The 12,028-nt window shown below is 61.3% G+C and carries 12 protein-coding genes and 1 pseudogene; 7 read left to right on the forward strand and 6 right to left on the reverse strand.

What is annotated here, in order from left to right:
- Window positions 1-9: 9 nt before the first annotated feature.
- Together AABA84_RS01410 and AABA84_RS01415 are read right to left on the reverse strand one after the other, a co-directional pair.
- On the reverse strand, window positions 10-2,124 hold the full coding sequence (locus AABA84_RS01410; protein ID WP_338311103.1) for a ParB/RepB/Spo0J family partition protein: 2,115 nt from the start codon (window positions 2,122-2,124) through the stop codon (window positions 10-12).
- Between the two features lie 132 nt (window positions 2,125-2,256).
- Window positions 2,257-3,207 carry an ArdC family protein gene (locus AABA84_RS01415; protein ID WP_338311105.1) on the reverse strand — a complete coding sequence of 317 codons (951 nt, stop codon included), beginning with the start codon at window positions 3,205-3,207 and terminating at the stop codon, window positions 2,257-2,259.
- 226 nt (window positions 3,208-3,433) lie between these two features.
- Here AABA84_RS01415 and AABA84_RS01420 point away from each other — a divergent pair, with 226 nt between their 5' ends.
- Window positions 3,434-3,688, forward strand: coding sequence for a hypothetical protein (locus tag AABA84_RS01420; RefSeq protein ID WP_338311107.1), 255 nt, complete (start codon window positions 3,434-3,436; stop codon window positions 3,686-3,688).
- 649 nt (window positions 3,689-4,337) lie between these two features.
- The gene (locus AABA84_RS01425; RefSeq protein WP_338311108.1) at window positions 4,338-4,601 is read left to right on the forward strand and encodes a hypothetical protein; all 264 of its coding nucleotides are present in this window, start codon (window positions 4,338-4,340) and stop codon (window positions 4,599-4,601) included.
- A gap of 27 nt (window positions 4,602-4,628) precedes the next feature.
- On the opposite strand, the gene AABA84_RS01430 is transcribed toward AABA84_RS01425, so the two are convergent.
- The gene (locus tag AABA84_RS01430) at window positions 4,629-5,243 is read right to left on the reverse strand and encodes a cell envelope biogenesis protein TolA (RefSeq protein ID WP_338311109.1); all 615 of its coding nucleotides are present in this window, start codon (window positions 5,241-5,243) and stop codon (window positions 4,629-4,631) included.
- Window positions 5,244-5,414: 171 nt separating this feature from the next.
- Window positions 5,415-6,347, reverse strand: a complete 933-nt coding sequence (ku, locus tag AABA84_RS01435) for a non-homologous end joining protein Ku (protein WP_338311110.1) — start codon at window positions 6,345-6,347, stop codon at window positions 5,415-5,417.
- 144 nt (window positions 6,348-6,491) lie between these two features.
- Between ku and AABA84_RS01440 the strand changes: the two genes are divergently transcribed.
- The 4 genes and pseudogenes from AABA84_RS01440 (at window position 6,492) to AABA84_RS01455 (ending at window position 8,924) form a co-directional block, all read left to right on the forward strand.
- Window positions 6,492-6,887, forward strand: coding sequence for a hypothetical protein (locus tag AABA84_RS01440; RefSeq protein ID WP_338311111.1), 396 nt, complete (start codon window positions 6,492-6,494; stop codon window positions 6,885-6,887).
- 46 nt (window positions 6,888-6,933) lie between these two features.
- Entirely contained in the window at window positions 6,934-7,383 is a 450-nt protein-coding gene (locus AABA84_RS01445) for a hypothetical protein (protein ID WP_338311481.1), read from the forward strand.
- A gap of 3 nt (window positions 7,384-7,386) precedes the next feature.
- Window positions 7,387-7,903: pseudogene (locus AABA84_RS01450) on the forward strand (SOS response-associated peptidase); the annotation flags it as partial.
- A gap of 193 nt (window positions 7,904-8,096) precedes the next feature.
- Window positions 8,097-8,924, forward strand: a complete 828-nt coding sequence (locus tag AABA84_RS01455) for a hypothetical protein (RefSeq protein ID WP_338311112.1) — start codon at window positions 8,097-8,099, stop codon at window positions 8,922-8,924.
- A 37-nt stretch (window positions 8,925-8,961) separates the two neighbouring features.
- Here AABA84_RS01455 and AABA84_RS01460 read toward each other — a convergent pair whose 3' ends face one another.
- Window positions 8,962-10,140, reverse strand: a complete 1,179-nt coding sequence (locus AABA84_RS01460) for a PDDEXK-like family protein (protein ID WP_338311113.1) — start codon at window positions 10,138-10,140, stop codon at window positions 8,962-8,964.
- A 464-nt stretch (window positions 10,141-10,604) separates the two neighbouring features.
- On the opposite strand from AABA84_RS01460, the gene AABA84_RS01465 reads away from it, so the two are divergent.
- A complete protein-coding gene (locus AABA84_RS01465; protein WP_338311114.1) occupies window positions 10,605-11,177 on the forward strand; it encodes a hypothetical protein in 573 nt (190 codons plus the stop codon).
- A 286-nt stretch (window positions 11,178-11,463) separates the two neighbouring features.
- Here AABA84_RS01465 and AABA84_RS01470 read toward each other — a convergent pair whose 3' ends face one another.
- Entirely contained in the window at window positions 11,464-11,955 is a 492-nt protein-coding gene (locus AABA84_RS01470; RefSeq protein WP_338311116.1) for a hypothetical protein, read from the reverse strand.
- Window positions 11,956-12,028 lie beyond the last annotated feature (73 nt).

The raw sequence follows: 12,028 nt of genomic DNA on the forward strand, positions 1-12,028 counted from the left end.
TCTCTGATGTCACTCAGCCGCATCGAGTTGTTGCGGGTCATCGTCGCCGGCGTTCTCCCGATCCTCATCGTCGGCGAGGAATTCGGGCAGTGGGCTGGCTTCACCCTCCTGCTCCGCCGACGACACGCTGGGATCGACGAGACGCAGCGGTTCCGGCAACCAACCCGAACCATCGAGAAGCCGCTCAGCCTCCTTGGCCATGTCAGCTTTCTTCAGGTGGTCGATCAGTTGTGCGGAAGATTCACCCCGTGCTTCCCGCACCGCCTCCAGAATGCGAGGCTTGGTGACCCGGCCGAGATAGTTGTCGGCGGTCGGTCGCCAGCCGGCCTGCACCATGTCGAGCCCGACCGCGCGCGCCAGCACATTTGCCTGGTCGAGACGCGTGCGGGCGCCGTGGGCGGAGACATGGCCCTGATTGTAGCGGTTGGCTGGCTCGTAGAGAGCGTTGACCGCAAATGATGCGCAGTGAGCGAACAGGGACGCCTGAGCGGCACCGTCGAGAGCTGTGAGCGCATCCCAAAGATCGCTCTCGCCCTTCGGCAACCGTGCTTTCCAGGACTCGTGCCGCGCCTCAACGGCCTTCGCGGACGCGCTCTCCCTCAGGCCGGGGGCTTGAGCGGGAAAGGTCGGCGCACGAAGTCCGATCTCAAGAGAGCTTCCAGAAGACGAGAACCGGTAAAATGCGGTCAGCACGAAGTTGTGCAATACCGCCTGGAATGCGATGGCGGGATTTTCTGCCAGTGCATCGCGTAACGCCAGCGTGCGATACGCCGTCAGCTCGGTGATGAGCCGATCCGGCAGAGGTTTGGCCGCATCGTCATCTTCTTCGGTATCGACCGGTCTACCTGCGACTACGATCACCGTGCGCTGGACGGAAGTGATTGCCTTTTGCCCTTCGGGCGATAACGGATCGGCGGCCCGCCCGACATCAGGATCAGTTGCCGGCTTGTCGTCCTCTGCCCGGACGTAACCCCGGTCCACGGAAAGGCGTCCCTCGGAATCGATGCTGACGAAGACGCCAGCTCGGGCGATCTCGGTCGGATCGTAGAGCACCGGCCTGTCTTCGAGCGCCGTCAGTGCAGCTTCGATCTCGCCGAGACGCTGATCGACGTCGTCGGGCAATTCGTCAGCATCCTGGTATTCGGATTCAAGCTTGGCCTGTTCGGCGATCAGCACGTCGATGGTGACCTGCTCGTCAGGGGACAGGTCGACAGGTTTGCCCTCCAGTTCGCGCAGGCCTGTCGCATGGCCGTAGGGGAAATCGACGGCCACGGAAATCCACTTCCACCCCTCGGCGGCAATGGTCTCGGCTTCGGCCTTGAGCCTTTCTGTCACAAGGTGGTCGAGCAAAGGGACATCTTGAAGCCAGCCGCCGTCATCGTGCTCGAAAAGGTCCCGCAAAACGGTGCCGCCGGCCTGCTCGTAACCGTCAAGGCCGACGAACTGGGCGCGACGGTCGGAAGCGCGCACGGTATTCTCCGTCAGCATCCGCCGGATCTGATATGGCTCGTCGTTGCCGGATCTGCTGGCATTATCCCAGACCTGCTCCTGACGCGCCTGGTCGGCCGTGACGGAAAAGGCCATCAACTGCTCGAGCGTCATGCCATCAGCGGCATAGACGTCGTGCAACTTCGGCGACACCGATGCCAGACGCAGGCGCTGCTTGACGATCGCTGGCGGGACGAAGTGCCGCGCGGCGATATCCTCTTCACTCATGCCACCGTCATGCAACACCTTGAACGCGCGGAACTGATCCAGCGGGTGCAGGCCGACCCGCTCGTCATTCTCCGCGAGGGAATCGTCCTCGGCGATGCCACCATCCCTAATAACGCAGGGGACAGGTTGCGTCCTCGCCATGCGCTTCTGCTTGACCAGCAGTTCGAGCGCGCGGTAGCGGCGTCCACCAGCCGGCACCTCGAACATACCAGTCTCCTGGCCGTCGGCATCGGCGACCGCACGGACGCTCAGGCTTTGTAACAGCGTGCGCTGAGCGATGCTCTCCGCCAGTTGCTCGATCGAGACGCCGGCCTTCACGCGGCGGACGTTGGACTGGCTGAGCACCAGTTTGTTGAAGGGGATATCGCGGGAGGGACTGATTTTGATTTTCTGAACAGCGCTTGCCATGTCGGATTCTCCGACGGGCGGCCGAAAGACTCTCTCTCGACCTCCTACCCGTCACTGGCAAACCGGCGCTCCTCTCACTCTCTGACGCGCAGCACCAACTGTAGGCGGACACTGAGACGACGTGCGGATGCATCACGCGGCCTCCTCATTGCCCTCAACGATGGAATCGATCGCGGGGGGCAGAAAGGCGAGCAGGAAATCAGCGGCCTTCGATGCCGCGCTCGCGGCGCGCACGACGGCGCGATTATCCTCGCGCAGCACCTCCAGCCAGGAACCGATGTAGTCGGCGTGGCGCACGGTCGGCACGATACCGAGCGAGGCACAAACGAAGGCACCCGCTATTTCGGCGACCAGTTCTTCTCGCGCGTACGATTTTGAGCCGAACGAACCGGAGTGGTCGCGGTTGAGGCGGGACGCCTGGCCGGTCCAATGACCGAGTTCATGGAATGCGGTCCGGTGCCAATTGATCGGTTCGAAATAGGCCGCCGGTGGCGGCACCTGCACGAAATCGCCCGTCGTGTTGTAGTAGGCGCGCGCGCCCCGGATGCGGAAATCCGCGCCGGTGGCGGCAATCAACGCCTCGGCTCGGGGCTCAATCTGATCTGGTGGCGGCGGGACGACCGAGGCAGCGACCCCCTCCGACAAGCCATCGCACTGGTCCGTGTTGAAGACCGTAAAACGCTTGAGAAACGGGATGGCGCCCGGCTCTTCACCGGCCTCCGCGGCGCGCCGACGTTCGTCGTCCGGGGTGAAGCGATCGGCATAGACGACGGTCGTTCCCCGTTCGCCCTTCCTGACGTAACCGCCAAGCCCAAGCGCCTGGCGAAAAGTGAGCCAGCTCTGTCCGGAAAAGCTGTGCTCGATAACGGCACCCCACAGGATCAGCACATTGATCCCGGAATAACCGCGCTGCGTCGACGCGTTGCGCGGCATGGCGAGCGGCGCCTTGATCGCCGCCGTCCCCCATGGCTGCACCCACGGGATACGGCCGGCCTCCAGCTCGGCGATGATCTTGTCGGTGATTTCGGTGTAAAGGCTCGCGCGGTCTTTGCCGGCGCGAACTCGGGCGGTATGTCCAGGCATCGCGGTTCTCCGCGACGGGCACCGGAAGCCTCTCCTCCGATCTTCAACCCGTCGCGGCAGACCCGGCCCGCACTCTCACTCTCAGTGACGGTGACGCGACGCGCTCTTTGACAAGTGGATTCGCCGTCGCGCCGCGTCTTGGCGTTAGGGATGAAAGCCCGGCGAGCGACTCAAGAGCGATCTCACCACTCGTTGGTATCAATTTTGCATTTGTGATATCGTCTCAATGTTGCGCATGTCGATTCACGGCGTGCGCATGTTCACTGAGCCAGTTTTTTACAGAGGACGACATGGCCAAGAAAGCGAAGAAGGCAAAGAAGACCGCCAAGGCAGCCACCAAGAAGGTGGCAAAGAAGACCTCAAAGAAAAAGAAGTAGTCGTATCTCCGACTGAGAGATTGCCGCCTGCGGGTCGCCGCAACCCGGACGCAAAGCGAACCTGTCCAAAGGATCTGAAATGTCCTTTGCATCCGTTTCACTAGCGCGGCAAGGCAACATAAGGCCGGCCCTTTGTGCAGCTAGCTACTGCATAAAGGGCCGGTTTTTCGTTTCTGCCCGGCGAGGGCATGATCTGCTCTTGCGCGAAGCATCAATACCGCCACTTCCAGCGACGGTGACGCCACGATTCTCTGAGAGAATGGTCTTCGCGGCAGCGCAGCCTCCTTTCGCAAAAGTGATGGAAGCCCGAAGAGCGCGGAGCGAAGGGAAGGCAAAGGCACCCGGCGCGGGGCAGTGATAGCGACGCCGGCATGAAATGACGGCGGGACCCGCGACCGAGTGCAGTCGCGAGACCGGTTAACAAGGCACCCGCGTTCGGGGCAGTGATAGCGGCGCCGGCATGAAATGACGGCGGCCCCTAACGCGAGTGCCTCCGGCGAGCGACTCATGATCGCGCGAGGGATCGAAGCCGGATGGCCGAGACGCCTTGCGGCTCGGTTCACGAGAGCCCGGTGCGGCACTTGCCGCACGCGCCCAAACAAAAAGCCAGGAAGACTAAGTTCAGGGACTTGGTGTCTGCGCGCCAAAAATTCGAACCAGACCTCGAGCTCCCGCCGTTGCGAATCCCAGCCATGTGTTATCGGCCGGAACGAATGACGGACAAAACGATTCGCCGTATCAGGAGCTATTCCTATGCTGATGAAAAGTGAACGAAGACCGGCGATACGGACGATGCGTGGATGGGCGATTGACGTGCTCCAGGAAGCTGGCGCCATCCGCGAGTGCGAGGAGCACGGTTGGATGCAGGACCGCGCCGATCCGCATGCAAGGGAGCGGGCCTTCGATATCGCCCGTGGAGACCCGCCCGCAGGCGTCTCCCCTGATGCAGCGGCGGCCGAGGTTCGCGACGTGCTGAACTCGATCGGTGATGCCTGCCCAGAATGCCCTCCTGATTAGAAGGACCGGCGCCGAGCATAACGGAAACTAACCCCGCGCGCGCCGCAGCGTAGCTTCCAATCGCTCCTTCTCCTTATCCCAGCGGGCTTCTTCGGCCTGCGATCTCTTCTCGAGAGCCTCGACTTCGGCCTGGATGGCGCCGGCCCGCTTCGCGTGCTCTTGCTTAGCCTTGTCCAGCGCAGCCTGCGCCTTGTCGACCGCCTGCTGACGGCGTTCACGGTCCTTCTGCCTGGCAGTCTCTTCCTTCGCCTGTTCAAGTTGGCGCCGCTTCTGCTCCTTTTCGAAGGCGAGAGCGGCCTTTCGTTCCGCAGCCTTGTCGACGGGGCGAGAGGAAGGCTGCTTCGCCTTTGGGCCTTTCGACTTGCGGGCGGCTTTCGTTGGTCCGCCGCCGCCAAGATCGGTGGGCAGTTCGGCATGTTCGCTGAAAGGTCGGTCTGTTCCAACCGGGCGCCTGAGAACGACGCCGGGCTTTGCCATGGTCGCGGCGATGATGTCCGGATCGTCGCTTTCCGTCGCTGCGCCCTGGTGGAAGAGATTGCTGTCTGCGCCCCACGCTTCCAGAGCCGCTTTCATGGAGGGAGTAGCAATCGCCAGATCGAAGAAGCCCAGCGAGGTCTGGTAGGTCTTCAGTTTTCTCGCCATGAGAGGTTTCCCCGCACCGACCCGCTGACCGCCGCCATGCGATCAGCCGTGCTGTCTACCTCGCGAGGAGAGAACTTCCAAAGCGGCCGCACAGAGCGGCCTGCCCGGGAAATATCTCGACGGATCCGGCGTGCCGGAGCGAGCTTTCCGTGAATCCACCGCAAGGATACCCTACGCCGACTTCCGCTGCGGTTTGGCTGCCGGCTTCTTCGCCGCGACCTCCTTGGGCGGTTTCTTGCCGGCAATCGGCATCAGCATTTCCTTCTGCCTGGCGGTCGCCTTGCGCGCCTTCTTGGCTGGCTTCTTCGGTGCCTCTGTCGCTGCCGCCTTTTCGCCGCCAATGCTCTTGCGCAGCGCGTCCATCAAATCAACGACATTCTCGCCACGCGGTCGCTCTTTCGCGGTGATGGGCTTGCCGGCGCGCTTCTGGTTGATGAGATCGATGAGGGCGGTTTCGTACTGGTCTTCGAACTTGTCCGGCTCGAAGTGGCCCGCCTTCTGGTTGACGATGTGCTTGGCGAGATCAAGCATGTCCTTGGTAACTTTGACATCCTGAATGTCGTCGAAATACTCATCCGCGGAACGGACTTCGTAGGGATAGCGCAGCAGCGTGCCCATCAGCCCCTTATCGAGCGGCTCGAGCGCGATGATGTGCTCGCGATTGGTCAGCACCACACGACCGATCGCGACCTTGTTCATCTCACGGATGGTTTCCCGAATGACGGCGAAGGCATCGTGCCCGACCTTACCGTCAGGACGCAGGTAGTAGGGACGAATGAGATATCGCGGATCGATCTCGCTGCGGTCGACGAACTCGTCGATCTCGATGGTTCGCGTCGATTCCAGCGCGACGTTCTCAAGCTCCTCCTTGGTCACCTCGATGAAGGTATCGGTATCGACCTTGAAGCCCTTGACGATGTCCTCGTTGTCGACCTCCTCGCCGGTGTCGGCGTCGACCTTGGCGTACTTGATCCGATGGCCTGTCTTTCGATTCAGCTGGTTGAACGACACCTTTTCGGATTCCGAGGTGGCCGGATAGAGCGCGACCGGACAGGTGACGAGGGAAAGACGCAGAAAGCCTTTCCAGTTGGCGCGAGGGGCCATCGCGGGGAACTCCATTACTGATGCCGGATTCAAGACGAACGGCCCGCCATGGTTCCGACATTGCGCCCCGTCCCATGGGAGGATTTTTCTCAGCAGTGCCCTCGTCGGACTCGACATTTGTTCTTGTTATGTTCTAATTCGGGCATGACCGACCGACCCGCGAGCTGGCGCATGCTGACCCCGAAGCAAATGGAAAAGCTGGCCACTGAAGCCGCCCGTAGGCCGAGCCCTTCCACTGCGGCTCCGGATGGGCCGCTTCCGGCCGAATACTGGGAATCCGTCCTCAAAGACCCTTTCGCCGGCACGACCGGGGCTCAGATCCGGCAACGACGTCTCCTCGAAATCCAGCGCCACGTGCTGCGCGTCTCCTGCCGCCGGTGCGAGCGGACCGTGGAAATCCGAACCGCCGATGCCGTTCGACTGTATGGCAACAACGCGCTCTGGAAGGACGTGGCGCAGGGGTTGCTCGACAACACCTGCCAGCAGCGCAGCGGCAGGCATGAAGAAGATGGGTGCTGGCCAGCGTTCGAGACGCCGTAGTCGCTCTGGATTTGCCGATCCGATCTCTTTGCGCCTGGATGTCCGGATGGCCCCGAAGTATCACCCCACGCCCCTATCGGGCGGCGATCGCAAGGCTCTGGTGAAAGAGCTCGGCAAGGCACGCGCGATGGCTAGCATGCTGGCAACCCAATCGGCGGAGATGCGGGCCAAAGGCGAGGCGATGATCCAGCAAGCCGATAGGTTGCTTTGCGAAAGCTGGAACGAGCGGATGTGGAGTGACGGCGAACCGATAGATCCGTCGCCGACCATCGATCAGGCCGTGAACGGAGGTTTCCCCTGGCTGGAGATCAGATGCGCGCGTTGCAAGACGCCGAGCGACGTGGACCTCGCGGCGATGAAGCACCCGCCGACCACCTTCGTGCACGATCTCGCCAGCCGTCTGCGCTGCCGCAAATGCGCCAGGGCGGGCCGGCGTCCATCCGCGACGCTGCTACAGTTGACGTGGCAGCCGCGCCATCCTCGAACCGAATCCTGACCGATGTGCAATCTTTATTCGATCACGACCAACCAAGCCGCGATCAGCGAGCTGTTTCGTGTCGTGAACCGTTACGTCGGCAATCTAGCGCCGATGCCTGGGGTCTTTCCTGACTACCAGGCACCGATCGTGCGCAACGGGGCTGAGGGCCGCGAACTTACTACGGCGCGGTGGGGAATGCCGTCGTCGTCAAAGGCGCTGATGGACGCCACCAAGAAGCGAGCCGAGAAGCTGCAGGCCAAGGGCAAGGCAATGGCTTTCAAGGAATTGCTGCGCATGGAGCCGGACGGCGGCACCACCAACATCCGCAATGTGAAGAGCAAACACTGGGCCCGCTGGCTCGGCGTCGAAAATCGCTGCATAGTGCCGTTCAACTCGTTCAGCGGAGTTCAACAAGGCTGAGGGCGGTGATATCTGGTTCGCGCTCGAGGAGACCCGTCCCCTCGCCTGCTTCGCCGGCATCTGGACCAACTGGAAGTCTGTCCGGAAGGTCAAGGAAGGCGAGACCACCAACGACCTCTAACCAATAGCGGTTTTGTGCCCGCAAAACCGCGACAAACGACGAGCCTGCGGCGACAGCAGGCGAATCGATCTACCGAGCGGCTCGTCAACGCAGCGATGCAATCGGCTCACGGCAACACTATTGTTGATGAGGAGTATGCTGAGGGATAACTGCTCGCGCCGCAAAAGACCGATTCGAGGAGGACAAACGCTTGAGCGAGCCGGTTGTCAAAATTCGCGTCCACGGTCACGTCGACGACCTCTATGCCCTGAGCCTGCTTTTCCCGGAAGGCGTGTATCCCGATCTTCACGTCGTCACGGCGATCGAAGGGACCAAGGACGGAGTGCTTGACCGCGTCAAGAACACCGACCATCAGGAAACACATGTTACCGGACCGGGATGCTTGCCGGTCATCGGAGCGCGATTTCTGGAAAGGGGCTGGATCGCGCGAGAGATCATTGCGCCTCTCAATGGTTACGCCACCCTCGCGGACAGCAACTTCAAACCCGTCGTGCCAGTCTCAGCGTCATGGCAGGTGAAGGGCGGCGGCGGGGAAGCGGTGTTTGGCTCACCTGTTCCGAACCGCCCGACTCGCGCGATCACCGCGAACCGGCATGTCTCTCTCAGGGAGTTGCTCCCGAAGCGTGTCACGTTCATGAGTGAAAACCCCATGGCCGCTTACGCGGCCTCGGTGCTGGCGGGCCAGCCGTCTTGGTCCGAATACTATCGACTGCTCGAAGACATTGCAGGACATCACGGAACGCCGCTCGACAAGCTGCCGGAGACGGGTTTGGCGCAGCGCCAGGCGCTGAAGGCTTTCACGATGGCGGCCAACAACCGTGCCTTTGGCCGTCACGGCATGTCCAAACGCAACGCCAATCTCGCGCAGGACGAACTGATGAACCTGCTTGAGGCCCGCGAGTTCGTCCGAAGAGTCGTCAGCGCATGGCTGGATGCCGAATGCGGTGGCCTGATGCCTCGCGATCGTGTTGACGGCGGCCCGCTGCGCTTCGGGCTCGACGATCCGGGTGCTAGCTAGCCACAATCGCCATCGACCGAACGCGTCTCATCGCGCGCTAGGCGGCCGCTGGAAACGCCTTGGCGATCGTCGCGAATATCTCGTTCGCGTCAGCTTCTATGCCATCAACCACTCTTTTGACCTTGGCTCTGATGTCGCCCTCATCCTCGTTGTAAATCTCGGATGCGACGAATTTCGTCTTCTTCAGATAGAAGGACGACCATTTCTTTCCTTCAGGCTTGCGGTAGAATTTCAGATCCTTGGCCGCCGACAGGATCGCTTCGCGCATCCCTTCGTTGCCGGGCGAGATGATTGCCTTGGCGACGGCATTCTGATCCGACCAGAAGTAATCGATCTCGAACAGGAAGACCTCCTTGTCCGGCCAGCCGACGCCATTGCGGGGCAACCGGTCCACCAGTTCCCGCGAACTGAACCGCACGAAACCCTTGTTGCGCGACCCAATCACAAAGCCACGCGATTTCAGTTCCTCCTCGAAATAGGGATAGAGGACGCTGGCCGGATCGGGTCGGTTCTCGAACACAAAGTCGAAAGCCGCCTGATGCGCCTTGTAGACCTTGCGCGCCAAGTCGTTCAGCCTGTCATTCATGAGAAGCTCGCGATTGATGGTGGTCAGGTAGTCCTCGATATAGAGTGCCGTCTTGGCGCTTATCGAATCCCGATAGAGCTCAAGGACGTTGGCGAGAATGCTGGCGATCTGTTCATGGGAGTAGTTGATGTAGACCTTGCGGTCGTCCTCATCGACCGGGTCCGATCCGAGTGGCGTCAGGAACACGAAATGCTTCCGCTTGGCGGCGAATTCGCCGTCCACCACGCCTCTGTAGCGGCTGAGCTGCTGCGAGTGTTCGGATGAATCGACCTTGTTCTCGACCACAATCACGTCGTGGGGAAAATCGATCAGGATGTCGATTCCTCTCCACTCGCGCCGCACATCGACCTCGCCGAAATCCATCAGATCGGCATCGAACAGCGTGCGGCCTTGGGCGCGCGTATCGGCAAAGATGTCGCGCAGGAATTTCCGCAGGAGAATATCGCCCAAGCCGTGATTTTCACCCGGGTCTAGCAGGTAGGCGAAAAAGTTCGAGTGCCGGATTTCGTGCCTTTCGATCGCAAGAGCCCGAAAGATGTTCGGCTCGCGCATGGCCAGTTCAAGTTTCTCGAAATCGGGATCGGTAATCGCGGCCGCCAGCCGCGTCTCCAGATCAACGTCGTCAGTCACTGCCGTACGCGCCTCAGTTGCAGACACAAGACTAGCTTCACCAAGGCTTTCACCTCAAGCGTAATCTGGCTCTGATCCCATGGCGCAGTGCAGCGGCTTGCCCAAAGCTTCCGGTCCAGCTTCGTGATCGCAGCGCCAACCGCGTCTCCATCCAGCCATTTAGCACCTTCGTCGGCTGACCGATGGCGGCGAAACCGGATCGAAAGGGTTGGGAGTTGAGGCGGAATAGTTGGGAATGTCTGTCACTCGCGACAGGTGACGCCGCCATCGTGGCGGCCATCGGCTTCGCCACGGGCTCGCGATCCATGCCGGAAATTGTCTTGCAGACGCCGAAAGCGCACGGCACGATCAATCGCAACGTGAGGTGAGCAGGGGCCGAGCTTGTGGGAAGCAGCACGCACAAATATGCGCGGCTCGACGCGCTTGCGTCGAAGGGCGAACTGGGCTCGGTGCTTGTGCGGCTGATGGCGGTCATCAACGACATGAGCCTCGCGGCGGATGCACAACGCCGCTGGACCGAAGACCCGAAGACGGAACGGGAGCATCGCCAGCGCGGGGCCAAGATCTATTTCATGCGCTTGCAGATCTCGCACATCTTCGAGGCGCTGACGATCGTCGAGGAAATCCGCGATAACCACGATCTGATGAAGGCGGTGGATCGAAGCGACAAATTCACGAAGAAGGGCTTTGCCAGCCTTCTGGGCTTCATCGGCAGCGCCGAATACAGAATCATGGCTCGCATCCGCAACAACCTGACATTCCACTACGATCCGAAAGTCATGGAGCGCGCCCTCACCTCGCTGGTCGCCAGGCATCCCGATGCAACGGGGTCGATCTCGCTAGGAGACGAGCCACACAACTGGTACTTCGCGCCAGGCGACATGGTGGGTGATCGCGCCGCGGTTCGCGAGATATTCAAGGTGCCGGAGGGTGCGGATGTCGTGGCTGAAACCGACAGGATCGTCTTGCGGATTCACCAAATCGTCCAGCTCTTCGGCGGTTTCGCCGGCAGCCTCATCTGGCAGAACTCGAAGTAAGACACGTTCACGACTGGGGAGTAGCCGTCGGACGCCCAATTCACGCCGCAATTCGCCTGCGCGATACGAGCGGATGGAGGGCATGAAATGTTACCCGAGGCGTTTACGCGAAACTTGAAGATTTTGACGATCGTGTTTGGCGTGTGCACGGTGGTTTGCGGCGCAATTTATGGGCCCAGCATCGCCCGAGGGTGGGCCCCGACGGCGCATGAGAAGCAAGTGCTCCGTCCGTTCTCGAACTGAAATCAGCGCACCGGGTTAATCCGAACCCGTCAGTGGCTGCGCTTCAGTCGTCGGGATAGTCCTCGACCTTCAGCTGGTTCACGATCTGGTAGGAGCGGATGAGCGCCTGACGATAGCGCAGCGGTTCGCCATAGAGATCGAGGAAATTCAGCCGCCCCGCGAGCAGCAGGCGTATGACCGGGTCGAGCGCATCGGACGCCATCGAGAGACTCCCCGTCAGTTTGCCGTCGGAAATGCTGAGGTGACCGACGCCACGTGGCGGCTGCTCGCCACGGTGCGCAATGTCTTCCGGGCGAACATCGGGAAGGCAGGCCAGCTCGGCCGTATCGGCTTTGAGCTTGAGTTTTGTTGGAAGAAGCACGCGCCCACGGATCAGCAGGTGGCGGTAGTCGCTGTACCGGCGCTCCTCCCATTTGGGGACGTTCACGCTGAAACCGTAGCTCCAGTCCCAGTCAGTGATCTGCACGACGTAGTAGACCGACGACAGCTCGGGCCGGGCCCGCCGCTTCTTCCTTGTCTTTCGCGCAACAGCCATGGGACCACCCAGGAACTCGCGGCCGCATCATTCTAGTCTGTTGCGGTCGCGGATGTCCGAGGCCGTGCGTGGA

Source organism: Bradyrhizobium sp. TM239, assembly GCF_036247985.1.
In the GTDB taxonomy this organism is placed as follows: Bacteria; Pseudomonadota; Alphaproteobacteria; order Rhizobiales; family Xanthobacteraceae; genus Bradyrhizobium; species Bradyrhizobium ottawaense.